The sequence below is a fragment of the Nocardia sp. NBC_01730 genome (assembly GCF_035920445.1).
In the GTDB taxonomy this organism is placed as follows: Bacteria; Actinomycetota; Actinomycetes; order Mycobacteriales; family Mycobacteriaceae; genus Nocardia.
Genome location: NZ_CP109162.1, coordinates 1,424,723 through 1,448,067 on the forward strand (window position 1 = coordinate 1,424,723; position 23,345 = coordinate 1,448,067).

A 23,345-nucleotide genomic window follows, 5' to 3' on the forward strand; every position below is an offset into this window, starting at 1 on the left:
GTCACGACCCTAGGTGGATCGGCCACCCGCCGACGATGGTCGCCGCGATCGGTGGGTCGTGCAATGCCGAGGTGAGCTCCTCGGGCGGCACGGCGAGGAGGGTGAGGTCGGCGACTTCGCCTGGTGCTATCACGCGAGAAGCGGCGGGGCGTTCGGGTCGGCCGTGGAAGAGCGCCAATGCCGAGTGCATCGAAATTCCTTCGGGCACATCGGAAGTCGGGTCCCGATTGACTGCGGCGCGCACCACATGCCATGGATTCGCCGCGCCGAACGGTGCGTCGCTGCCCGCCGCGACGCCGACCCGCGCGTCGAGCAGGGAGCCCAACCGCCAGAGATCCGGGCGATCCACGGCAGGCACGTCGCGGGCGTACTGTGCCGCCCGTTCCATCAAGAAGTGGGGCTGAGTCACCACCGGTACTCCGCGTTCGCGCAACCACGCCAGTGATTCGGCCGGGATGATCGCGCCGTGCTCGATCCGGTCCCCATCCCGCGTGCCCGCGCCGTCGAGCGCGGCGATGGTGAGGATCAGCTGGACCCGGGTTACGCAGTGCACCGCGACTGACCGTCCCGCCGCGTGCAGGTCGGCAATGTGATCGGTGAACTCGTCCAACGCGGGCAACATGGCGTCGTCCAGCAGGATTTTGGTCGGTCCCAACGAGAAGCGTGCGATCCCGGGATCGGTGATACCGGGCGGCGCCATGCAGTGCATGTGCTGCTGGATCGTCCGATCGGCTACCGACCGGGCGAAGTCGTCGATATCCGATTGGCGCAGCGACGGTGTCGCATCGGTGAAACCGGTAACGCCCAGTGCTGCCGCGCGAGCACTGACGGCGGCGAGATCGTTGGGCACCGTGGCTATTCGGGAACCGAGCCATGAGTCCATCCGCCAGAGCCTTCCCGTCACGCGCCCGGCCGGGTCGCGTTCAACCCCTGGCAGCACACAATCCGCCAGCCCGACAGCCGCGCAGGCACGCGAGTTCAGCGTCCACAACGCGCCGGACCGATGCTGCACGCGCGCCGGGCGATCCCTGATGATGCGGTCCAGCGTCCATCGGTCCAGTTCGCCGGCCACGGATTCGTGATAGCCGATACCGCGGATCCAGGCCCCGGCAGGTAAGTCCGAATCCGCTTGCAGCAGAACGGCTGCCAGCTCTGCGGCAGTGCTCAGCCGCGGGGGACCGAGCCGGACCGAACCGGCGGTGGCAGCGAGCGAACGCAGGTGCAGATGGTGGTCGTGCAAGCCGGGCAGCAGCCAGCCACCCTTGGCGTCTATCTGGTCCTCATCGGGCCGTGCCCGCAGGCCGTGCCCGCATTCGACGATTCGCCCACCCGCCGAGCGGACGTCGGTGTGGCCGGAGGCGAATACTCGCGCGTGTCGAATGAGAATTACGCACCGCCAGGTGGTGGGGCGGCGGGCGTCAGAATGGATTGGCTACGCTGCAACCAAGGACATTCCACCAGCCAATCGTCGCCACGGCGGTGTACCGGATGGGTGCCGTGCCCGAATGCCGGCGCCGTGGCGAAGGCCGCCGCGGTGGCCCGCATCGAAAGGTCGATCAGCACGCCGCCGCCGCCACGGACCGCGCTCGCCACGGCCAGTGCAGCGCAGATTCCGGATAGCGGATCGGCAATCGCGTCCGCACAGAACACCGGTTCGTCACGATACCGGCCGACCAGTCCGCCGGCCACCGCCGCGTCATCGCCGAAGGCCACGCACATCGGATCGCCCCGCCCTGCGCCGGTCAAGCTCAGCCAGACCTGCCCGTCGGGGTGCGGGCGGTCCTCGGGTGCCAGGCCCAGCTGCGCCAATGCCCGCGGGCGCGAGGCTTCGATCACGATGTCTGCCATATCGAGCAATTCTGCCAATTCGTTTCGGCCGCGGGCAGACCTGAAGTCGATGGCGCGGAATTCCTTTCCGTCGTGCAGCCAGTCGAAGAACCTCGGGTCGCCGACGCGGAATCCGTCAGGGCGGTGTGTGCTCTCCACCTTGATGACCTGAGCACCCGCTCGACCGAGCACTCGCGCACACAGCGGGCCGGCCCACAGCGATGACAGATCGACGACCGAGCGTCCGGACAACGACGACGTGTCGACCGGTGCGGCGATCCGTGACGACCGCCAGGGCACAGTCGGAGCGACCGTCGCAGGTAGGGCTGCCGCGGGTACCCCGAGCAGTTGTGCACGCTCCTCCACTGCCGCCGAGGGCATGATGCTTAGAGCTGATTCGAGTGCGGTCCAGGGATCTCCGTCGAAGGCGCGGCCCAGAATAGCGGGCACGGCGTCGACGTCCTCGCGTCGACTCAGCGTGATGGCACACCAGCCGTCGGCCGTGCGGAGCAGCCTGCTCACGCCGCTCGCGGACCGTCGACCGGCCCGCCGTAGCCCCGACGATCCGGCGCGGCCGGCCAGGACGACCGCCGGATCGAGGTCGACCCGAGTGCCGATCTCGCCGGTGACCCAGGACAGCACGCGCAGCACTTCCTTCAGCAATCCATAGGCCGGCGCGGGGGAGAGCACCGGCGGTCCCTCGGCGGTCCCGGTGAGCGCCATCGCACCGGACGCTGCCCATGCCAGTTCCGGACATTCGTGACCGTGCGGTTCAGCTGTCGGTGCGGCAGACGTTGTCAGCGTCCGTACCCAGTCGCCGACGACGGCAGACGCTGTCGCCGTTCCGGGTTGTCTGTTCGTTTCGTGATTCGCCCGCACTTCAGTTCCTTGCCTCGGTCATCCGGTCGACTAAGCCCCAGCGCAGCGCAGTCGGCACGGGCAGTCGCTGTCCGGTCAGCATGAGCCAGGCGGCTCGCCATCGGCCGATGCGACTGGGCACGCTGACCGTGCCGCCCGCACCTGGGACGAGCCCCATGTGCACTTCCGGAAAAGAGAAGTACGTGTCCGGGGCTGCGGCGACCGTGCCCGCCATCGCGGCTATCTCGGCGCCTGCGCCGATACAGGCTCCGGTGACGCGCGCGACCAGGTGCCCGGCAATACGGTCGAATACGCGCCACGGTGCCCGGTCCAGCCGCACCAGATAGCTGGCGACCAGATCCGTCGCACAGCCGAACTCGTCCAGATCGCCGCCGCTGCAGAAGTCCGGTCCAGTGCCGCTCAGCTCGACTGAGGTAATGCTCGAATCGGCGGCCGCCACCTGTGCGGCGGCCAGCAGTTCCTCGCGCAGCCGCACGCTCAGCGCATTGCGGCGCTGTGGGTGATCCAGCACGATCGAGAGATGACCGTCGGTGCGGTGTAACCGAACCAGGGTGTCGGCTGCCGGGGGCTTCGGGCGGGCAGGCCCGCGTTCGGTGAGCCATCGGGCGAACTCGGGCCCGGCGAGCAGCATCGAGTAGACAGCAGCCTCGGCCGCCAGCGCTTGCATCGTGTCCAGTTTCGAGGTCTGGCGCAATAGCTGGCCGCAGGCGAGCGCCGCTCGCGGCGATCGGGCCACCGCTGCGCCCAATGTAGCGAGGGCGACGTCGGTTTCCTCCACCGATATCACCTGGTGCAGGAGATCGGCCACCGGCAACTCGGTCAAGGTCAGGGTGGTCGCCGCGAGGACTGGGCCCATTGCTCTGCTCGGTGGTCGATTCAGTACCCCGATGACGAGCGCCAGCGAGTCCTCGATGTGTCCCGCCGTCCTGGCGATCGTTTCGGCCGGGGCATCGCACAGATCATCGAGTTCCAACACCACCATCGGCCGGTTCGGCATCCCCGATTCCGAGAGGTCCAATCCGTTGTCGAGAAATGGATCGCTCACCATTTCGCGGCGGTTCTCCGGGATAACCTGAGAACGTCGCGCAAACACCGACATAGGCAGCAACCTACTTTCAAGCGAGATTCCGCACGAGGCCGTGATCGTGCTTTCGACGGTGCGTCGGTGGCCCCGTGGCGATGTCCGTCTCGACGGGCGCACAACGGGCGTCGGCGTCGGTGGAATCTGCCATGGTGGTCCCTTTTGAGATCATTCTCAGCCAGTCGTGAGAAGAGTATTCTCTTTTATGGTAGGTGGCAATATCGATCTGGTCTCGGAATTTCGCACGCTCATCGCGCCGTGTGCGCTGCGTCGACGTTCATCGCGGGCCGGGCCGGTGGGCTCGTGACCAATCTCGATGCAGGCCCGGCTCGGCCAGTACTCTGCGGATGAACGTCTGCGAGATCTCTGGCGCGAGAGCCGGATCGGCGCGTAACGCCGCCAGCATCGTCCGGAGTTGCGCCGCCTCGTCGGCCACGGGGCGAATCAGTCCGTGTTCCGCGCACCGTGCCAGTGCCGGCCTGAACACGGCTCCCGCCAGCTCGTTTCGGCCGGCTACGGAAAGTGTCGCGGCCCAGAGCAGTTGGGCAAGCAACAGGGAGCGAGGCCGGTCGATCTCGGCAATCGCGCCGACCAGCGCTTCAGCCCGGGTGCACGCCTCGTCCGCGGCGTCGGGAGAATGCTCGGCGAGCAGCAATCGAATGGCGGTGTCCTGCTGAAGTTCTGAGGTGATGGTGGGCAGGCCGCTGCGCGGACGGTGCGGCGGTGGTAGCTGGAGCAGCATCGCGCGATCGGCCGGGTCGAGGGGCAAGCCGATGCGCACGCGTTCGTTCATAATGCGCGCCGCGAGCCGCTCGAGTCCCAGGTTGTCGGCGATCTTCGCGCCCTCGGACAATCGTGTTTCCGCAGCGTCGAGGTCACCGCGCAGCGCTTTGACCCGGGTTCCGATGCCGTAGGTGGCCATCATGAACTCGACGAGGGCACTCTTGGGCCCCAGTTCGGCACTCTCGTCGAGCAGTGCCTCCGCGTCGGCGATATCGCCGAGGTCGTAGCGGATCGCACCGAGTAGGGCCGAGGCAAGGCGGGCGCCGCTGGAGTGCGACCCGACCACCTGCGCCACCGCGAGTGCGGTCCGCAGGTCGGACTCGGCGGCCGCGAAGTCGAGTTGCTCGAATCCGGCCAGGCCTGCCAGACAGTGCCCGTAGACGACGCCGAAGGGGCTCTTTCGCCGCGCGTGGTACGGCGCGGCCCATCGTTGCCAGCGGCGGGCCTCGGCAAAATCGAATCGATACAGTGCGGCAGTGGACGCGACGTCGGCCGCGGCTGTGGCGAAATAGGGGTCGACAGTACCGCGTAGCCGGTCTTGGACTATCGCAGGCAACTCGTCGTGCTGGTCGGCGAAGAATCCGGTGGTGGCACGGACCAGCGCGACTTCCGCGCGCATGGCCTCGGTTTCGGCTTCGGCGCAATAGCCTGAGTCCAGCAACGCATCGGCCAAGTCCAGTGCCGCCCGCGCGGGCGGCAGGCGTTGGAGCGTGACATTTGCCCAGGCGACGAGCAACTGCAGCTGCGGGCTCGTGGTCACGAAGGACAGCGGAAATTTTGCGAGGAGCCCGAGTAACGACGCCGGCCTCGACCGCTCCAGCAGTTCGAGTGCGTACTTCTGAATGATGTGCATGGCGGCGGGCGGGTCGTTCGCGGCAAGCGCGTGGTCGACGGCTTCTTTGAGCATCCTGCGCTCGGCGAACCAGGCTGCCGCGGTACGGTGCAACCGCGAAAGCCGATCGGGGTCCTTGCGAGCGAGTCTGCGCCGCAGTATATCCGCGAAGAGCCGGTGATATCGGAACCAGTCGGGGGCACCATCGACTCGGCCGAGGAACAGATCGAGATTCTCGATCTCCTCCAGCATCTCCTGCCCACAGGTCACCTCGGCGAGTACGCACGCCAGGTCGCCGGAGACCCGTTCGGTGACCGAGGTCGCCAGCAAGAAATCGAGTAGGTCCGGTGCCAGCGTCGCTAGCACATTCGACGCGAGATATTCGCTGATCGCGTGGCTGTCTCCGGCTATTTGTTCGATACATTCGCTCGGATTCTCGCGACCGCGTAAGGACAGTGAGGCGAGTTGTAGCGCTGCTGCCCATCCTTCGGTCGACTCGAGCAGCTGCGCGATATCTCCTGGATCCAGCAGTAGTCGATTGATGTCGAGCAAGAATGAACTCGCCTCGGTTTCGTCGAATCGCAAGTCTTCGGAATTGATTTCGACCAGTTCGTCGCGGACGCGCATCTTGCCCAACGGCAACCGGGCGGCGCTTCGGCTGGTCACGATGACGCGTAAATGATGGCAGGCATTGTCGAGTAGAAACTCGAAAGCGGCCACCGTTGCGGGTTGCGTCACCAGGTGCCAGTCATCGATCACTACCGCAAATGTTTCTCCGCTGGTGTGGATCTCGTCTATAAGCGCGCTGACGACGTAACGGGTGGCGTCGGTGGCGTGCTGCTCGAGGATCTGGCCGAGGTCGCCTGCCAGCGTCGGCTGGGCGCGGCGGATCGCCTCTACCAGATGGGCGAGGAACCATACCGCGTTGTTGTCGTCGGCATCGATGGTCAGCCAGGCGAGTTGGACCTGTTCGGCTTCGAGGAGGCGTGCCCACTGCGCGGCCAGGGTGCTCTTGCCGAATCCGGCCGGACCGCGGATTACCGTGAGCCGTCGTAGTTCTCCGGCCCGCAGTATTCGGAGCAACCGGGGACGCTCGACCAGAGCGCGGGGCGGTGACGGCGGCCGGTACTTGGTCGACGCGGAGGGCGGCGCCGTCGGTTCTCGGGTCCGGCGGGGTTGGGCGGGCAGATCGTGCCCGCCGATAGCCGACTCGGTGCGGGTGCTGTCCTTCGAGGTGACCGTTCCACCGTGGCGTAGCGCCTCGCGAAGCCGGTGCTGATAGGCAGCGGCCGATTCCGGACGGGCCATCGGATCCAGTGCCATCGCGCATTCGATGGCGGTGACCGCGTCGGCCGGAATCGCTGTGTCGCTCAGATCCGGTATCGGTTCGGTGCTCACCCGCAGGAATTGCGCCATGACAGTCTCCCCGGTCCGGCGTTCGAATGCGGCGTGCCCGGTCAATAGGCAGAACAGAGTTGCGCCGAGACTGTAGATATCGGATGCCGGACTGGGCGAGGCACCGCTGAGCACTTCGGGTGCGGTGAACGCGGGAGTGCCGGTGATGTGGCCGGTGGTCGTCTCGAAGCCGCCCCCGACGCGGGCGATGCCGAAGTCAGCCAATTGCGGTTCGTCGTAGTCGGTGCGAAGGATATTGGCCGGCTTCACATCTCGGTGGATAGTGCCTGCCGCATGAGCAGCGGCCAGGGCGCCTGCGACGCGTTCCCCGATGGACAGCACCTCATCCCACCGCACCGGTCCGGTGGTGCGTAGCTGGGTGTCCAGCGACCCTCGCGCGTGGAACGGCATGACGATATAGGGCTTACCGGTGGCGGTGATGTCCGCCTGCAGGATCTGCACGATGTTGGGGTGGCCGGACAAACGTCCGAGGGCGTGCTGTTCGCGCACGAACCGCGCACGGTCTTCGCCGTCGAATTCGGAGTTGAGTACTTTGACCGCGACCAGGCGGTCCAGCGACCGTTCGATGCAGCGAAAGACAGCGCCGAATCCGCCGCGCCCGATCTCCTCCGCGTCGAAGAAGCCGGCGGCGGCCAACTCCGCGGCCAGGCCGGTCTGCAGGTCACGCTGGGTTGTCGTGGGATCGAGTTCCGACACGGTTGATTCCTTCGTTCACCATGCGGGTTTCGCGCCGTCGGTCGAACACCGACCACCTCGTGGGACGACGCTGTCCCGGTCGTTCGAGTAGCGAATCATGCGATCACCTCACGAGGCGCAATTCCGGCCCCGACCACCTGATCATAGGCGCGAAAGTGGTGGCTGCCGAGAATTTGCCGAGCTGGACGCTCGGACAGTGGTCCCGCTGCACGTACTGCTCGGCGCCGGTCGATCGGGCTCGAGCCGCGGCGTGGCCTCGCCGAGGAAGATCGCGCGGCAGAGGCCGTCGCACTCGAGGTGGCCAACGGTCGACGACGGCTCCGCCGAACCCGTCGGAGTTGTGGGTGACGACCGTGGAACTGCCGCTGATCTGCATTGCAGTCCCCTCTCTTGAAATTCCAACTCTCTTACTGAGAGAATAATGTTCTCATGAACATTGGCATGATCCTAGACATGGCCGCATCGGCCGGGAGCCGTCCGCTGATCACCGTCGGTGACCGTTCGCTGACCGCGGTAGAACTACGCGACCACGCGCGCCGCGCTGCGCTGCGGTTCCGGGAGTATCCGGCGGTGCTATACCTCGCGACCAGCAATCTCGCCTACCCGGTGGCGCTGTTCGGTGCTGTGTTGGCGGGCGTCCCGTTCGTGCCACTGAACTATCGGCTCGGCGGTCAGCAGCTCGACGCGTTGCTCGAGCGTCATCCGGGGGCGCTCGTATTGCGTCAGGACGACCTCGCCGCCCTCGTGGCGGATGACGTGCCACCGGATATGGAGCAGATTCCGACGCCGTGGGACGGTGACGCAGTCGCCGTGATCATCTACACCAGCGGCACGACATCCGAGCCGAAAGCGGCCATGCTGCGGCACCGGCATCTGATGGCCTATCTGCTGAACACGCTGGAGTTCGGCGCCGCGGCGGAGACCGACGCGTCGTTGGTGTCGGTGCCTCCCTATCACATTGCCGGCCTGACGAATCTGCTCTCGAACCTCTACTCCGGTCGGCGGGTGGTCTACTTGTCGACCTTCGATGCCGCGGACTGGCTGGACACCGTACGCCGGGAACGGATCACCCACGCAATGCTGGTGCCGACCATGCTGGCTCGCATCGTCGCCGAGGTGGACGAAGACACCAACACCCCGACGCTCACCAGCCTCGCCTATGGCGGCTCCCGGACCCCACGGCCGGTGCTGGAACACGCGCTACGGGTGTTTCCGGATGCCGGTTTCGTCAACGCCTACGGTCTGACCGAAACCGCGTCCTCCGTCGCCGTGCTGGGGCCCGACGATCACCGCGCCGCGGCCGCATCCGCCGACCCGGCGGAGCGCAACCGGCTCGGTTCGGTCGGACGCCCACTGCCCGGCATCGAGATCGAGATCCGCAGTGAGACAGGCGAACCGGTCGCAGCGGGGGAGGCCGGGCTGGTTTTCGTCCGGGGTGACCAGATTTCCGGTGAGTACGGCGGGCGTAGTGCTCTCGACCCGGCCGGGTGGTTCCCGACCCGAGATCTCGGCAGGCTCGATGCCGACGGCTACCTGTTCATCGAGGGACGCGCCGACGACACCATTATCCGCGGCGGTGAGAACATCGCCCCGGCCGAGATCGAGGATGTCCTGCTGGAATACCCGGGGATCACCGAGGCCGCCGTGATCGGTGTGCCGGATCCGGAGTGGGGACAACGACTGGTGGCGGTGGTGGTCGGCACCGGTGCGGTGGCGGAGATCAAGCAGTGGGTCAAGGACCGGCTGCGCTCGTCCAAAACCCCCGACACCATCGTGTTCCGGGCCGAGCTGCCGAAGACAGAAACCGGAAAACTGTTGCGACGCAACCTTGTTGCTGAACTGGAGAGCACTGATGCCTGAAGCAGTCATCGTATCCGCACTGCGCACGCCCATCGGTACCGCGAGGAAGGGGACGCTGCGCGACACGAACGCTTTCTCGCTGGCTCGGCACGTGGTCGCCGCGGCGGCGGAGGGACTCGATTCGGACCGGATCGACGACATCATCCTGGGGGAGGGGCGCTACGGCGGCGGCGTGCTCGCCAGGCACGCTGCGGTTGTCGCCGGATTGGCCAGGATTCCGGGCCTCGCCAACAACCGGCACTGCGCCGCGGGTATGGCGGCCGTGCAGACCGCGGCGGCGAGCATCCGGGCAGGGATGGACCAGCTCGTCATCGCGGGTGGTGTGAATTCCGATTCGACCGGCCCCCGGGCGCGGTTCCGGGTCGGCGAAGACGAATGGATCGATCCCTGGGTTTCGCCGAGCCATCCTGATCGGCCGGATGCCCCGAATCTCGACATGTCGATCACGGTCGGCTGGAACACAGCCGTGAAGGCCGGGCTCTCCCGCGAGGAGATGGATGCCTGGGCGCTGCGATCGCATCGCAATGCGATCGCCGCCATCGATGAAGGACGCTTCAAGGAGGAGATCGTTCCCATCGAGACGCCGCATGGGCTTTTCGCGGTGGACGAGCATCCGCGACGGGATACCAGTCTGCAACGGCTGGCCGGTTTGAAGGTGCTGCACCCGGAGATCGAGGGTTTCAGCATCACCGCGGGCAACGCCTCGGGTGCGAACGACGGCGCCGTGGCGCTGACGATCGCCAGCGACCAGCTCGGACTTCCCGCGCTCGGCATCATCCGGTCGTGGGCGTCGGTCGGTGTCGATCCGGCCGACACCGGGCTGGCCCCGATCGAAGCGATCACCAAAGCGGTTGCCCGCGCTGGGATATCGCTGGCCGACGTCAGCCTGCTGGAGATCAACGAGGCGTTCGCCGCAGTGCCGCTGGCCACCATCAAGGCCCTGGCCATCGATCCGAGCCTGGTCAACGTCAGCGGTAGTGGCTGCTCGCTCGGACACCCGGTGGCGGCCAGCGGTGCCAGGATGATCGCGACGCTGGTGCACGAATTGCGCCGCCGCGGCGGCGGTCTCGGAATCGCGGCCATGTGTGCCGGTGGCGGAATGGGCTCGGCCACCGTGATCGAGGTACCGGCTCCGTGAGCGATCCGTGGTGCGGCGCGCGGCCGCTCTGACCCGGATAGTCGCCCGCGGCGCGCGGGTGTCGTAGATATCGGGTGGCCCTGCGGTGCGGGGTTGCCCGATGTCTATTTTCGAGCGAACCCGTGGGCACAGAAGGCCCACACCTCTGCCGCCGTGATCGGGTGCACCGTCTCGTCGTCTGTGCTGCCCGCGGACTGCGCGGTGAACATGACCGTCTGCATGACGATGGCGGCCATGCGGCGGGGATTGACGTCCTTACCCAATTGACCGGCCTGCGCTGCCTCTTCCATCAGGTCGGTGAACAGCGCAAGCAGCGGTGCGTGCGCGACCTTGACCTGGGCAGGGTGGGAAACCAGCAGTTGAGGCGCGAAATCCGTGAACAGTGGGCGCTGCGCGGTCGGGTCGGGTCGGCTCAGTTCGAACAGCAACTCGGCGGTCACCTGCAGGCGCTCCAGCGGGTCGGTCTTGCCATCGGCCGCGGCTCGCAGCTGGTCGGAGGTGCGGCCGAGTGCATCCTCGAACAGGGCGAGCAGGAGCTCGTGCTTCCCGTCGAACTGCAGGTAGAAACTGCGCAGCGACTGGCTGGAACGATCGACGACCTCTTGCACGGTGAAGTCGGTAGTGCCCTTCTCCATGATGATCGCCTGCGCGGCGTCGAGGAATCGCTGCACCCGTTGTTCGGCGCGCAGTTTCGCGCCGCGGATCGAACGTTCGACAGCGCGCTGCTTCCAGGCGGGCTCTTCGCTGATGCTGGTCACGATCGGCACTGTCCTAGGTTATGTGTGCAGAACATGGATGCACTGTACCGGAGAATGCCATGTTCCCTAGCTGCTCCACGTCCATGTGTCGCCACCAGAATGAGACTATTACTTTCTTGTGAGGAGAATGATATTCTCGCGGCATCACCCACTGATAGCTGGCAAGGAGGCAGTCCGGATGCTTTTGGAGTTCGACTCCGATCAACAGCTATGGCAGAGCACGGTCCGTGACGTCGTCGCCAAAGAGTGCCCGCCGACGCTGATTCGTGAGGTCGTCGACAAGAACGCAGATCCGGCCGCGCTGTGGCAGACCTACATCAAACTCGGCTGGACCGAGTTGACAGACCCTAGCGGTGCGGTGGAACTGGCGATCGTTCTAGAGGAACTCGGCCGTGCCGCCGATCCGACGCCCTATCTGGCGACTATGAGTCAATTCGTACCGCTCGCGGCAGAATTGGCCGTTCCGGGGCAGTCGGGCGCCGCCGTGTACGACGGGGTCACTGTGCAGCGGGACGCCGACGGCTGGTTGCTGAACGGCACATCGCGCCACGTCCTGGACGGTGATCGGGCACAACAGCTCGCCGTCGTCACCGAGGCCGGGGTTTTCGTGGTTCCCGCCGCTGATGTCGTCTCCCGGCGTACGGCCGTATTCGACCCGGTACTGCATATCGCCGAGGTGAGTTTCGCAGGGGTACGGGTGCGCGACGAGTTCCGTGTCGCAGTAGATCCGGAGCCTGCGCGGCACCTCGCGCTGGCTGGTTTGGCTCTGACCATGGTCGGCGCCGCCCGGCGAATTCTGGACCTGGTGCTCGAGCACCTGCGTACCAGACAACAGTTCGGCGTGCCGTTGGGCTCGTTCCAGGCCGTGAAGCACAAGGCCGCCGACATGCACGTCGCGATCGAACGGGCGCGAGCCCTGGCCTATTTCGCCGCATTGACTATTGCCGCCGATGATCCGCGCCGGCGGGTGGCGGCTTCGATGGCCAAGGCCGCCGCCGGTGAATGCCAGTCCTTGGTGTTTCGGCATGGTGTGCAGCTGTTCGGCGGTATGGGATTCACCTGGGAAAACGACCTGCAGTTCGCGCTCAAGCGAGCCAAAGCCGGCGAGCTATTGCTCGGCGGCGCCGCCGAGCATCGGGCGCTGATCGCTGAGGAGTACCGTGCAACTAACTTTTGATGCCGAGGTCGAGGACTTCCGGGCCGAGTTCATCGCCTTCCTGTCCGAGCACATGCCCGATGCCGTGACAGCGGGTAAAGAACGGGCCCGGTCGAGTTCCCATATTCCCGGTTGGGCTCGAGAATGGCAGCGACTGCAGTTCGACCACGGCTGGTTGCTGCCCGGCAATCCACCGGAATTCGGTGGGCGCAACGCCACTATTCTCCAGCAGTACGTGCATCTCGAAGAGCTGTCGAAGCGACACATGTACCACAGTTTCAACCCGCAGGGCCTCGGCATCATTGCCGCGTCGTTGCTGTCGTTCGGCACCGAGGAGCAGAAGAAGCATTGGGCCGTAAGAATATTGCGTGCCGAGATCACTGCCTCTCTCGGCATGAGCGAGCCCGGCGCGGGTTCCGACTTGGCAGGCTTGCGCACCCGCGCGGTGCGCGACGGTGACTATTTCGTCGTGAACGGGCAGAAGGTGTGGACATCCGGCGCCCATGACGCGGACGTACTGCTGACTTTCGTGCGTACCGCCCCGGATGCGCCGAAACACAAGGGGATCAGCGTGCTGCTCATCCCGACCGATACCCCAGGCATCACGCGTCGGCCGTTCGCCTCGATCTGCGGTCCGCACGATCTCGATCTCAACGAAGTCTTTTTCGAAGACGTCCACGTGCCTGCGGAGAATCTGGTCGGGCCGCTACACGGTGGTTGGGGCGTGGCCAACGGTTCGCTCGGGCATGAGCGCACCCTGCTGTGGTTGAGCTTCGCGGACCGGCTACAGGAGTTGGTCGAAGACTTCCACCCCGTGACCGTCTTGGATCGAGATTGCTACGCGACGCTGGTCATGGACATCGAGGCGCTACGACTGCTCGGTTCCGCGGCCCTGGCCCGCGCGGCGCGCGGTGACCAGGATGTGGCCGCGCTGTCGGTGCTGAAGGTCTTCGGTTCGGAAGCGGTCCAGACTGCTTCCGAGCGGGCGCTGCTGGCCGCGGGGCCGACCGGCCTCGACCATCCGGCCGTCACCGCGCCATTCAGTCCGTTGAATTTGGATACTTTTTCTTTCAGCTGGTTCGAACGGTACGCGCGCAGTTTTGCGGGAACGATCGCAGGCGGCACCTCCGAAATTCAGCGCAACATTATTGCCGAGCGCGTACTCGGCCTTCCCCGGAGCTGAGGTTTCGATATGTATATCCGCTACGGGGTCGCGGACAAGATCGCGACGATTACCCTCGATCGGCCTGAGGTCGCCAACGCTCAGAATGGCGAGCTATTGGACGAGCTCGATGTGGCATGGAGTCGCGCGGCGGCCGATGACGAGGTTGCGGTCATCGTGCTCCGTGGCGAAGGTAAGCACTTCTCCGCCGGTCACGACCTGAGGGGGAGCTCGTCAGCCGAGTCGGAGAAGGTCACGCTCGAGCGGATATACCGAAACGAGAGCCGCCGCTATCTCGACTATTCCCTGCGGTGGCGCAACGTGCCGAAGCCCTCTATTGCCGCGGTGCAGGGGCGCTGCATCGCGGGCGGACTCCTGCTGTGCTGGCCGTGCGACCTGATCGTGGCCGCCGAGGACGCGTTGTTCTCCGACCCGGTCGTGCTCATGGGTATCGGCGGCGTCGAATATCACGGGCACACTTGGGAACTCGGTGCCCGTAAAGCCAAGGAGATTCTGTTCACCGGCCGTGCCGTCACCGCACACGAGGCTGAGCAGGTCGGCATGGTGAACATGGTGGTCCCGCGTGGTCAGCTCGACGCGCAGTCGCGAGCGCTGGCCGCACGGATAGCCAGGATGCCTGCCTTCGGACTGCGTCAGGCCAAGCGCGCGGTCAACCAGACCTTGGATGTGCAGGGCTTCTATGCCGCCATCCAGTCGGTATTCGACGTGCACGCGACCGGTCACGGGAACGCGTTGAGTGTGAACGGGAACGCGGTGCTGCTCGGTCTGGACGGGATGAAGCAGGCGATCGAGTGATTCATTCGCGCCTGATCCGTAGAAAATCGACGCCACGCGTCGATGGAAATGGTGGATTCTGTAAATAGACCCTGAAACCGATACCGTGCCTATCTCTTGCCTTTCCCTCCGTGTTCGCCGATGGTCATTCGGTCGAAAAGGTAATGCGACTAGAAATCATTCATTCCCGATCCCTGATTATCATTCCGAGAGGAACCATCATGCGTGATAATGTTGTCCGCCGGACCGTGCTCTGTTTCGGCCTTGCGACGATCTCCTTTGGCGTCGCGACCGGCTGCAGCTCCGATGACAAGAGTGTCAGCAACAATGAGTCGACCACGGCGGCCACGTCGGCGGTCGTCGCCGGCCCGGCCGACGCCGCGACCACCAAGGCGATCAGTGATGCCTACGTGCTGTTCTTCGACGGAAAGGCGGCGCCGGATAAGCGGGCCGCAGTGATCGAACGGGGACCGGAGTTCCTGGCGCAGTTGCAGGTGCAGGCGACCGATCCGCAGGCGCAGAGTACGTCGGTCACCGTGTCGGCGGCGAAACTTACCGGCGCCGGTCATGCCGACGTCACCTACACGCTGCTCATGGGCGGTAACCCGGTACTGCCGGATCAGACCGGTGAAGCTGTCCAGGAAGCCGGCCAGTGGAAGGTCGCGGCGGCGACGTACTGCGCGCTGATGTCACTGACCGGCGGTAAGTCCACCGCCTGCGGCTAGGGCTGGTTTCGGCGCTCGGCGTGGGTACGCCGAGCGCCGAACCCGCCGGACGGGGTCAGAAGGGCTCTGGTGTGACCGTGATGACTGCGGTGACGCAACCCAGCTCTGCCGGTATGGTGCCACCGAAATGCGTGACGCCGGGCGTGATGACCGCTTCGGCGTGGGTACGCCTCGCCACCGCGATCAGTTGTGCCACGGGATCGTCTGTGCACTCGCTGAATGCGACCGTTTTGGCCAGGTTGTACCTGAGTCGTGCTGCCAGGCTTCGGATCTGGGTCTCGTCCCAGGTTTGCCGTATGCCGGATACGTCACTGCGCAGATAGCCGATCGCGGTGGGCATCAGTCCCATGTCGCCGTCCGTTCGAGCCAAGATGAGAATCTAATTCTCACAGTATAGCAATATAATTTCCGACCGACCGGTCGCAATGGCGTCGACCCTGCTGGGATCGGCCAGCAGTGTGGCGGGAGTGGCGGGCGGGTTTGGTTCAGCGCGCCCATGGCGATCCTCGCGCGGTGTGACATCCGCCCTGATCGCATTGCATCTTCATGAACTTTCTCTGGCAAAGTTAACTTTATTCTCCTAGAATGAGAGTATGGTTTCCGACGGTGAGAGCGTCGCAGCTCGAACGACGTTCCGCTCAATGACGAGCCTGGACCTTCCGCCATAACTGCCGATTTGCGTGGTGGCTGGCCCGCCTTAGGAGGACAACGGTGAAATCGCAGCGAATACTGGTCGCCTTGCTGGCGGCCGTGCTGCTGGTAGCCGGCTGTAGCGGCCGCACCGGCAGAGGTACCGAGGAGGGCCCGCCGCCGAGCCAGTCACCCGCGAAGGCGGTATCGAGTGATTTCGGCGACTTGAGGGACGTCTGTCAAGGCGGCAAGTCGACGAGCTCGCCGACGCAGGGCGTCACAGCGGATCGGATCCAAGTCGGCACCTTCACCGATATGGGGTTCACCAAGGTCTCCGAGCTGGTCGATACCGCGAAAGTCTTCACTTCGTGGTGCAACGACAACGGCGGCATCAATGGCCGCAAGCTGGCCTATAACGTGCGCGATGCGAAGCTCATGGAGTATCGCCAGCGGATGCTCGACGCGTGCCGTCAGGACTTCGCGCTGGTCGGTGGCTTCGGTGCCCTCGACGCCCTCGGCGTCAAAGATCGGCTGTCGTGCACCCTGCCCGAGTTTCCTTCGCAGCTGACCTCGGCCGCGAGCACCGGCTCCGATCTGCAGGTCGGCGGCGGTGCATCCTCCGCGCGTCCGTTCGACCCCTTCACCGGTATGCATCAGTGGTTGTTCAAGGAGGCATATCCGGACTCGGCCAAGGCAGTCGGCCTCATCGTCGCTGACATCCCGGTCACCAAGTCCATGGCCGAGCGCTATACCGAGGCGCTGCCCGCACAGGGCGCGTCGCTGGTCTACAACGACCTGTTCCCCGCGGCGGGTGTGTCGGACTGGACACCATACGCGCAGGCCATCAAGTCGAAGGGGGTGAAGGGCCTGGTATTCCTCGGTGATTTCCCCAGCCTCGCGAAGCTCGAGGACGTGCTCACCAGCATGGACTACAAGCTCGACTGGATCGACAGCAACCCCAACAGCTACAACCCCGCTTTCCTCCAGGCCGCGGCGAATTCGTTGAGCGCGCAGAACAACTACGCGGACTTGTCCGGTACGTTGCCGCTGGAACTCGCGGATAGCAATCCGGTCGTCAAGCAGGCCCAGGATATGTTTGCCCAGTATGCACCTGGGAAGAAGCTGACCTATCCCGGTATGCGTGGTCTCGTGCAATGGCTGCTCTTCGCCAAGTCCGCCGCGAGCTGCGGTGACAACCTGACCCGGACCTGTCTGCTCGATGCGGCGCGCAAGGAAACCGCCTGGACAGCAGGTGGACTGCAGGCACCTGCCGACATGTCGGACTCGAAGATACCGCCGAAGTGCTTCAACGTCGTCAAAGCGACACCGAATGGGTTCGAGGTGGCCGACTTCAAGCCTGACAACGGGCCTTACCGCTGCGATATGGACGCAACCGTGCTCAGCGGCGACTACGGCAAACCGATGACACTCGCCGATGTCGGCAAGAGCATGAGTGACGTCAAATAATGGATCAGTTCATCGCTTTCGGCATCGTCGGTCTGAGTACGGCGGCGATCTACGCGATTATCGGCAGCGGTCTGGTGCTCACCTTCACCACCACCGGTGTCTTCAATTTCGCGCACGGTGCGGCGGGCATGATGTCGGCGTTCGTGTACTGGCAACTCACCATCGGCTGGGACGTTCCGGTACCGATCGCGGTGGCTCTGGTCCTGCTGGTGTTCGCGCCATTGTTCGGATTGGCGTTCGCCAAGGCGCTCGCACCGACCCAAGGGCTGGGCGACGCGGAAAAGCTGGTCATGACCGTGGCCTTGCTCAGTGGACTGATCATTACCGCCCAATGGATCTGGAGTCCGGAGACCTCGCGTACGTTGCCGAGGTTTTTCATCGAGCAGCGGCCGTTCCACTTCGGTTCGGTCACCATCACCTGGCATCAGGCCTTGACGATGATTGTCGCCATTGTGGTGGCGGTCGCCCTGCGGCTCTTGCTTTTCCGGACTCGAACCGGCGCGGAGATGCGGGCTACCGTGGACGACCGCGCTTTGGTGGGTCTCACCGGCGCTGATCCGCGGCGGGCCAACCGTATCGCGTGGATTCTCGGGATCGAGCTGGCGGCGATCGGCGGCATTCTGATCGCGCCGACGGTGGCACTCGACGCGGGACAGCTGTCGCTGTTGATCGTCAGCGCGTACAGCGCGGCGATTTTCGGACGGCTGCGAAATTTGCCGATGACCTTTCTGGGCGCCATTGTGGTCGGCTGCCTGGAGAGTTATCTGACGGGATATCTACCGCAGAACGACTATCTGCCCGGGTTGCGGCTGGCTGCGCCTGCGTTGCTGCTGTTCGTCGCACTTCTCTTGTTCCCGCACGGCCGGTTGCGCGGGCGGGACCGGCGGTTGAGTCCCGTCCACCTCCCGACGGTCCGCGGTTCGGCCGTGTTCGCGGTCGTGGTGGTCGTGGTCGGCGTGGCACTGGCCACCGTGCTCAGCGAGCCGGATCTGGTCACCTTTGGCCAGATATTCGCGTTCGGTGTGATCGCCTTGTCCTTCGTCCCGCTCGCGGGCTTCGCCGGGCAGATCTCGTTGTGCCAGATGAGCATTGCCGGGATCGGTGCGGTCGCCTACTCACACCTGGGCGTACACGGGCAATGGTGGGCGCTGCTTGCCGCAATGGTGGTTGCCGCGGTTGTCGGTGCGCTCATCGCGCTACCGGCGCTGCGGCTGTCCGGGGTGTATCTCGCGTTGGGCACGGCGGCATTCGCGGTAGTGCTCGATCGCTGGATCTTCACTCTGCCGTCATTCCATGTGCTCGGGTTCGAGATTGCCTTGTTCGATCAGGGCTCGGTGAACTTCGTCGGTCCCAAGCTGTTCGGCATGCAGTTGGACAGCACTGCACAGATAACCATTTTCGCGGCTGTCCTGCTGGGACTGGCCAGCTTCGTGGTGGCGATGCTGCGCCGAAGCCGGTATGGCAGGCGCCTGATCGCCCTGCGCGACAGCGAGGCTGCCTACGCCACCCTCGGCGGCAATCTGTTGCTGGCCAAGGTTCTGGTGTTCTCGCTCTCGGCGGCGATAGCCGGGCTCGGCGGCGCCCTGTACGGGATGCAGCAGCGGTCGGTCACCGCCGGGCAGTTCAGTTTTGTTTCCGGGCTACCGATCTTTCTGATCGTCGTGATCGGTGGGCTCGGGGCGGTGGGCGCCGGATTCTTCACCGGCGCGGCGTATACCGGTCCGTTGCAAGCCCTTCCGGTGTTGTTCCCGTCGCTGGCCAGTCTGTTCCACATCATCCCTGCACTGGGTGGTATCGCGTTGAGCGGTGGCTTCCTCGGGCAGGGCGCGCTGGCCGGGATGCGGGACGGCTGGGCGTCGGCACTGCGGGATCGGGTGGTCGGGCCGACGCTGCTCGGCAGTCTCGGCCTGCTATGGGCGCTGCGTCTTGGGGATGTCATCAACGGGTACGTGTTGACCTTCGGCCTGTTGGTCGTCGCGATCGCGATCCCCCGGTGGGCACTCGCGCGGCGGCGTCCGCCGACCGAGCCGGAAGTGCCGGTCGAGTGGCTGGGCATTCGCCGACCTTGGAACAGCCAGGACAAGGAGGTGCTCGATCGTGCCATCGCAACTGGAAGTTGAGGGGATCACGGTGACCTTCGGCGGTCACCGAGCATTGGACAATGCCGGGCTGTGCGCCGAGCCGGGCCAGATAACTGGTCTCATCGGCCCCAACGGCGCAGGCAAGAGCACGTTGTTCGACGTGATCTGCGGGCTGCGCAGACCGGTGTCGGGCCGGGTCACGATGAACGACCGGAATGTGACCCGGCTCGGTCCCGCACGACGGTCCAGACATGGGCTGGCCAGGACCTTCCAGCGCCTCGAGTTGTTCGGCCGGTTGAGTGTCCGCGACAACCTGCTGGTCGCTGCCGAACTCGGCAGGCACCGCAGGGAAGCTCGTCGAATCGTCGATGAGCTCATCGAGCGGCTCGGACTGCACGAGGTCGCGGATGCCAACGCCGACGCGCTGCCGACCGGCACCGCCCGGCTGGTGGAAGTGGGCAGGGCGATGGCCGCACGGCCCAGCCTGATCCTGCTCGACGAGCCCGCGGCCGGTCTCGATCACACCGAAACCGACAGGTTCGCCGCGTTGTTGAAGTCGCTCGCCGAGGACGGCGTCGCGGTCTTGCTCGTCGAGCACGACATGGGTCTGGTGATGAGTGTGTGCGATCAGCTGTACGTCTTGGACCTCGGCAAGATCATCTGCTCTGGACCGTCCGAACTGGTCCGCCAGGACAAGACCGTACTGGCCGCGTATTTGGGAGAAGGATGAGTCCGCTACTCGAATTGCACGACGTGCGTGCGGCTTACGACGCGATCACGGTACTGCACGGGGTCGACCTCAATGTCGAGCCGGGTCAGCTGGTGGCGCTACTCGGACCGAACGGTGCCGGGAAGACGACGACACTGCGGGTAGCGGCGGGCGTGCACCCGATCGCGTCCGGCCGGCTGACACTCGGTGGCCGGGACGTCACCGGGGCACGTCCGCGTGATCTGGCCCGTGCGGGTGTCTGCTTGATCCCCGAGGGCCGTGGCGTGTTCCCGAACATGTCAGTCCGGGACAATCTGCTGATGATGACCTTCACCGGCCGCTCGCGCGCCGAGATCGAGGAGATCGCGTTCGGCAGGTTTCCTATCCTCGCGAAGCGAGCCGATCAGACCGCGGGCACGATGTCCGGCGGCGAGCAGCAGATGCTCGCCCTTGCCAGGGGCCTGACCACCGATCCCGCGATCCTGATGCTCGATGAGCTGTCCATGGGGTTGGCGCCGCTGGTGGTCGAGCGGCTCTACGAGCAGGTCGCCGAGATCGCCCGCGACGGCGTGGCGGTACTGGTCGTCGAGCAGTTCGCCTCGGCCGTGCTCGATATCGCCGACCACGCGGCCGTGCTGGTGCGCGGCCGAATCGAATACCGGGGGCGCCCAGACGGCGAACTCCGTCGCGAATTGGCCTCCCTCTATTTAGGAAGTAACTGATGACAGAACCACGAGCTGACCGTTTCGTCCGTGAACTGGGCGAATTGAAGATCCCGGACCCGGCGGCGGGCCGGGGGAGCCTCTGGCTGCGCGTCGGTGGCGTGCTGATGGTGCTCGGTCCGGTGGCCGCCATCGTGGCCTATTTCCTGGCGCACAATACTTCTGATCCGCTCGAGCAGCGTGATGCCTTGGCTATCGCGCTCGCCGGGGTGGCGGTGAGTATTGTCGGCGCGGCACTATTTCTGCGGTACTCGCTGACCGGGGTCTTGCGATTCTGGATGGCACGTCAGTCCTACGACATCGCGGAACTCGGAGAGCGCCTGTCCGAGCGGAAGGTCGACCTCGACGGCATGGCGCCGGTATCCCATTGAGCAACACCGTTGCGGCGTGCCTCCGACTGTCAGGTCGGTCGCACGCCGCAACGGCATCTCGAAGCGAAAGGTCCGCGCTCACCAGGCTTCGGCGGCCACTTCGATGGCGGTGTCGAGTGCGCCCAAGTCAGCGCCTAGCTGGTCGGCCACCATGCGGACGGCGGCGACATCCTTGCTGAGGAATTCCCCGACCTTCGAGTTGAACGAGGAGATCGACCCCTGTGCTGCCACGCTGGCCAATGCGCGGCAGGATGCGCTGGCGTGCGGCAGTGTGTCCAGCAGGGTCTGCTCATCGATCCCGAGTTGTCGTGCCAGTCCGATGGCTTCGGTGACCAGTCCGACCTGCGCCGCGAACAACGCGTTGTTGACCAGCTTCACGCGCTGTCCGGCACCGACCCGGCCCCACGTGCAGGACCGGGCTGCCATAGCTCTGCAGCATCGGGCGGGCGCGGATCATGGTGGCCTTGTCGCCGCCGACGAACACGGCCAATCTGCCTGCCTCGATATCGTGCGGACCGCCGCTCACGGGTGCGTCCAGCACGTTGATGCCGTGTGCACCGGCTTTATCTGCCACTGCTTTGATGGTGGCCGGGCTGCCGGTGGTGTGTACCACGAGGACCGACCCGACCGGCATGGTGGCGAGCAGTGGAGTGTCGAGACAGACCGCACGGACCTGCTCGTCGGTGAAAACGCAGACGACCACCGCCGCCGCGTCGGTGCCTGCCGCGGCGGCGAACGAGACGGGCTCAGCGCCCATTTGTTTGACCGCTCTGCGTGATTGACCCGAGCGGCCTAGCGCACGCACGTGATGTCCGGTCGCGAGGAGGCGGCGCACCATCGGCGCGCCCATCCGTCCCGTCCCGATGAAACCGATCGACCCCGCCGTCATCGTGGGTGGCCCAGGAGGGCCAGCGTGGCATCGGCCGCGGTGAGTGCGATGCCGGTGTCGGCCTTGCTTGCCGCCGCGAGCTCGACGACCAATTCGATGTCTTTACGCAGCGTGTGTCCAGCGTGCTCGGCGATGCGCGCCAGCGTTCCGGCGAGAATACGACCGAGCGCGAAACTGTTCGCTGAGCCGTGTGCGATCACCTCGCCGAGCCGGGTCTGGTCGACGCCGAGCTGCTCGCCGAGTGCCATGGTGTTCGCCGCGGTCGCGAGATTAGCGGTGAACAGCAGATTGTTGAGCAGCTTGGTAACCTGACCTGCGCCGACATCGCCCAGATGCACCAGGGGATCGGCGTAGGTCTCGAACACCGGGCGACAACGCTCGAGAATCCCGGCCGGGCCGCCGACCATGACCAGCAGGCGCCCTTCGGCCGCAGCCGGCGCCCCGCCGCTCACCGCCGCATCGATCAGCGAAACGCCCTGTGCCGCGGCAACCTCGGCGAGCTGACGACAGGTATCAGGATGAACTGTGCTGTGCACGGCAATCACACCGCCCGCAGACATCCCCGCCAGCACTCCGTGCTCACCGGTGAGCACGGCCCGCAGATCGTCGTCGTTGCCCACACACAGACAGACCAGATCACTGGCCTGTGCCAGCTCGGTCGGTGAGCCTGCGATCTGCGCAGAGGTATCGGCGAACGGCTCGAGCGATGCGGGCCGCCGTGCCCATAGTGTTGTCTGGTAGCCCGCTGAGACGATCCGCTGTGCGATCGGCGCGCCCTGACTACCCAATCCGATGAATCCGACGCGCATCAGCGCACCTCCACTTCGACCATATTTCTCACGCGGCCGCCTGGGGTTGCGGCCGCCAGAACACCGCGAGCAGTCCTGCGGTCGACACCACGGCCGCACCGACGGCGACGCCGCCGCCGACCCAGCCGGCGATTTCGATATCGGCGGTGTGGTCGATCGACAACCGGCCGGGCCCGAGCAACGCCAGTGCGAGCGCTACGACAGCCAGCACCAGCACGTATTCGTAGCCCTCCTTGAATACGAAGAATCCGTTCGGCCGGTGCGCGAGCAGACCGGCGACGAGCATCACCGCGATGACCGCAGCGCAGGCCAGCGGCGTCAGCAGGCCGAGGATCAGCAGCACTCCGGCGCCGATTTCGGTGATCACGCTCAGCCATGCCTGCAGTGGTCCGTTGCGCAGCCCGAGGCCGCTGAACCAGCGAGCGGTACCCGCGATCCGGCCGCCACCGCGCCAGTGGTTGAGCCCGTGCGCGATCATCGTCGCGCCAACGACCAGTCGGATCAGCGCCGACGCGATATCCGTGACATCCATTGATCGAACTCCTTTGCCACGCTTCGC

Annotated in this window: 19 protein-coding genes and 1 pseudogene; 11 read left to right on the forward strand and 9 right to left on the reverse strand. The window is 65.5% G+C overall.

Annotation, left to right across the window (positions count from 1 at the left end; genetic code table 11):
• Position 1 precedes the first annotated feature (1 nt).
• The 4 genes from OHB12_RS05575 to OHB12_RS05590 form a co-directional block, all read right to left on the reverse strand.
• The gene (locus OHB12_RS05575; protein ID WP_327120918.1) at positions 2–1,429 is read right to left on the reverse strand and encodes an amidohydrolase family protein; all 1,428 of its coding nucleotides are present in this window, start codon (positions 1,427–1,429) and stop codon (positions 2–4) included.
• Positions 1,387–2,550: a CoA transferase gene (locus OHB12_RS05580; protein ID WP_327116776.1), complete on the reverse strand. Its 1,164-nt coding sequence runs from the start codon at positions 2,548–2,550 to the stop codon at positions 1,387–1,389. The genes OHB12_RS05575 and OHB12_RS05580 overlap by 43 nt, the downstream gene beginning before the upstream one ends.
• Before the next feature lie 157 nt (positions 2,551–2,707).
• Complete coding sequence (locus OHB12_RS05585) at positions 2,708–3,805, reverse strand: enoyl-CoA hydratase/isomerase family protein (protein ID WP_327116778.1); 1,098 nt, start codon at positions 3,803–3,805, stop codon at positions 2,708–2,710.
• A gap of 259 nt (positions 3,806–4,064) precedes the next feature.
• Positions 4,065–7,514, reverse strand: a complete 3,450-nt coding sequence (locus OHB12_RS05590) for a protein kinase domain-containing protein (RefSeq protein WP_327116780.1) — start codon at positions 7,512–7,514, stop codon at positions 4,065–4,067.
• 429 nt (positions 7,515–7,943) lie between these two features.
• Between OHB12_RS05590 and OHB12_RS05595 the strand changes: the two genes are divergently transcribed.
• Positions 7,944–9,374, forward strand: a complete 1,431-nt coding sequence (locus tag OHB12_RS05595; RefSeq protein ID WP_327116782.1) for a class I adenylate-forming enzyme family protein — start codon at positions 7,944–7,946, stop codon at positions 9,372–9,374.
• The gene (locus tag OHB12_RS05600) at positions 9,367–10,512 is read left to right on the forward strand and encodes a thiolase family protein (protein ID WP_327116784.1); all 1,146 of its coding nucleotides are present in this window, start codon (positions 9,367–9,369) and stop codon (positions 10,510–10,512) included. Before OHB12_RS05595 ends, OHB12_RS05600 begins: the two co-directional genes overlap by 8 nt.
• A 104-nt stretch (positions 10,513–10,616) precedes the next feature.
• Here OHB12_RS05600 and OHB12_RS05605 read toward each other — a convergent pair whose 3' ends face one another.
• Positions 10,617–11,270 (reverse strand): TetR/AcrR family transcriptional regulator, encoded by a 654-nt coding sequence (locus OHB12_RS05605; RefSeq protein ID WP_327116786.1) that lies wholly within the window; start codon positions 11,268–11,270, stop codon positions 10,617–10,619.
• A 178-nt stretch (positions 11,271–11,448) separates the two neighbouring features.
• Here OHB12_RS05605 and OHB12_RS05610 point away from each other — a divergent pair, with 178 nt between their 5' ends.
• The 4 genes from OHB12_RS05610 (at position 11,449) to OHB12_RS05625 (ending at position 15,108) form a co-directional block, all read left to right on the forward strand.
• Positions 11,449–12,447 carry an acyl-CoA dehydrogenase family protein gene (locus OHB12_RS05610; RefSeq protein ID WP_327116788.1) on the forward strand — a complete coding sequence of 333 codons (999 nt, stop codon included), beginning with the start codon at positions 11,449–11,451 and terminating at the stop codon, positions 12,445–12,447.
• Positions 12,431–13,609 (forward strand): acyl-CoA dehydrogenase family protein, encoded by a 1,179-nt coding sequence (locus tag OHB12_RS05615; RefSeq protein WP_327116790.1) that lies wholly within the window; start codon positions 12,431–12,433, stop codon positions 13,607–13,609. Before OHB12_RS05610 ends, OHB12_RS05615 begins: the two co-directional genes overlap by 17 nt.
• Positions 13,610–13,618: 9 nt before the next feature.
• Positions 13,619–14,404 (forward strand): enoyl-CoA hydratase, encoded by a 786-nt coding sequence (locus tag OHB12_RS05620; RefSeq protein ID WP_327116792.1) that lies wholly within the window; start codon positions 13,619–13,621, stop codon positions 14,402–14,404.
• Positions 14,405–14,514: 110 nt separating this feature from the next.
• Positions 14,515–15,108, forward strand: a complete 594-nt coding sequence (locus OHB12_RS05625; protein WP_327116794.1) for a hypothetical protein — start codon at positions 14,515–14,517, stop codon at positions 15,106–15,108.
• A 55-nt stretch (positions 15,109–15,163) separates the two neighbouring features.
• Here the strand turns inward: OHB12_RS05625 and OHB12_RS05630 are convergent, their stop codons facing one another.
• On the reverse strand, positions 15,164–15,478 hold the full coding sequence (locus OHB12_RS05630) for a hypothetical protein (protein WP_327116796.1): 315 nt from the start codon (positions 15,476–15,478) through the stop codon (positions 15,164–15,166).
• 341 nt (positions 15,479–15,819) lie between these two features.
• Between OHB12_RS05630 and OHB12_RS05635 the strand changes: the two genes are divergently transcribed.
• From OHB12_RS05635 to OHB12_RS05655, 5 genes are read left to right on the forward strand one after another with little or no spacing between them, the layout of a single operon-like run.
• On the forward strand, positions 15,820–17,205 hold the full coding sequence (locus OHB12_RS05635; RefSeq protein ID WP_327116798.1) for an ABC transporter substrate-binding protein: 1,386 nt from the start codon (positions 15,820–15,822) through the stop codon (positions 17,203–17,205).
• Positions 17,205–19,325 (forward strand): branched-chain amino acid ABC transporter permease, encoded by a 2,121-nt coding sequence (locus tag OHB12_RS05640; RefSeq protein ID WP_327116800.1) that lies wholly within the window; start codon positions 17,205–17,207, stop codon positions 19,323–19,325. The genes OHB12_RS05635 and OHB12_RS05640 overlap by 1 nt, the downstream gene beginning before the upstream one ends.
• Positions 19,303–20,016, forward strand: a complete 714-nt coding sequence (locus OHB12_RS05645; RefSeq protein ID WP_327116802.1) for an ABC transporter ATP-binding protein — start codon at positions 19,303–19,305, stop codon at positions 20,014–20,016. Before OHB12_RS05640 ends, OHB12_RS05645 begins: the two co-directional genes overlap by 23 nt.
• Positions 20,013–20,717, forward strand: a complete 705-nt coding sequence (locus OHB12_RS05650; protein WP_327116804.1) for an ABC transporter ATP-binding protein — start codon at positions 20,013–20,015, stop codon at positions 20,715–20,717. Before OHB12_RS05645 ends, OHB12_RS05650 begins: the two co-directional genes overlap by 4 nt.
• Positions 20,717–21,088, forward strand: a complete 372-nt coding sequence (locus OHB12_RS05655) for a hypothetical protein (protein WP_327116806.1) — start codon at positions 20,717–20,719, stop codon at positions 21,086–21,088. The genes OHB12_RS05650 and OHB12_RS05655 overlap by 1 nt, the downstream gene beginning before the upstream one ends.
• A 78-nt stretch (positions 21,089–21,166) precedes the next feature.
• On the opposite strand, the pseudogene OHB12_RS05660 reads toward OHB12_RS05655, so the two are convergent.
• The 3 genes and pseudogenes from OHB12_RS05660 to OHB12_RS05670 form a co-directional block, all read right to left on the reverse strand.
• Positions 21,167–21,926, reverse strand: a pseudogene (locus OHB12_RS05660) (NAD(P)-dependent oxidoreductase).
• Positions 21,927–21,973: 47 nt separating this feature from the next.
• The gene (locus tag OHB12_RS05665) at positions 21,974–22,786 is read right to left on the reverse strand and encodes an NAD(P)-dependent oxidoreductase (protein ID WP_327116807.1); all 813 of its coding nucleotides are present in this window, start codon (positions 22,784–22,786) and stop codon (positions 21,974–21,976) included.
• Positions 22,787–22,814: 28 nt separating this feature from the next.
• Positions 22,815–23,318, reverse strand: coding sequence for a DoxX family protein (locus tag OHB12_RS05670; RefSeq protein ID WP_327116808.1), 504 nt, complete (start codon positions 23,316–23,318; stop codon positions 22,815–22,817).
• Positions 23,319–23,345: the final 27 nt, after the last annotated feature.

Coding starts and splice junctions, on each gene's coding strand:
- OHB12_RS05665 (WP_327116807.1), bottom strand. CDS start 22,786: ATGCGCGTCGGATTCATCGGATTGGGTAGTCAGGGCGCGCCGATCGCA.
- OHB12_RS05580 (WP_327116776.1), bottom strand. CDS start 2,550: ATGGCGCTCACCGGGACCGCCGAGGGACCGCCGGTGCTCTCCCCCGCG.
- OHB12_RS05655 (WP_327116806.1), top strand. CDS start 20,717: ATGACAGAACCACGAGCTGACCGTTTCGTCCGTGAACTGGGCGAATTG.
- OHB12_RS05585 (WP_327116778.1), bottom strand. CDS start 3,805: ATGTCGGTGTTTGCGCGACGTTCTCAGGTTATCCCGGAGAACCGCCGC.
- OHB12_RS05670 (WP_327116808.1), bottom strand. CDS start 23,318: ATGGATGTCACGGATATCGCGTCGGCGCTGATCCGACTGGTCGTTGGC.
- OHB12_RS05595 (WP_327116782.1), top strand. CDS start 7,944: ATGAACATTGGCATGATCCTAGACATGGCCGCATCGGCCGGGAGCCGT.
- OHB12_RS05620 (WP_327116792.1), top strand. CDS start 13,619: ATGTATATCCGCTACGGGGTCGCGGACAAGATCGCGACGATTACCCTC.
- OHB12_RS05650 (WP_327116804.1), top strand. CDS start 20,013: ATGAGTCCGCTACTCGAATTGCACGACGTGCGTGCGGCTTACGACGCG.
- OHB12_RS05610 (WP_327116788.1), top strand. CDS start 11,449: ATGCTTTTGGAGTTCGACTCCGATCAACAGCTATGGCAGAGCACGGTC.
- OHB12_RS05640 (WP_327116800.1), top strand. CDS start 17,205: ATGGATCAGTTCATCGCTTTCGGCATCGTCGGTCTGAGTACGGCGGCG.
- OHB12_RS05600 (WP_327116784.1), top strand. CDS start 9,367: ATGCCTGAAGCAGTCATCGTATCCGCACTGCGCACGCCCATCGGTACC.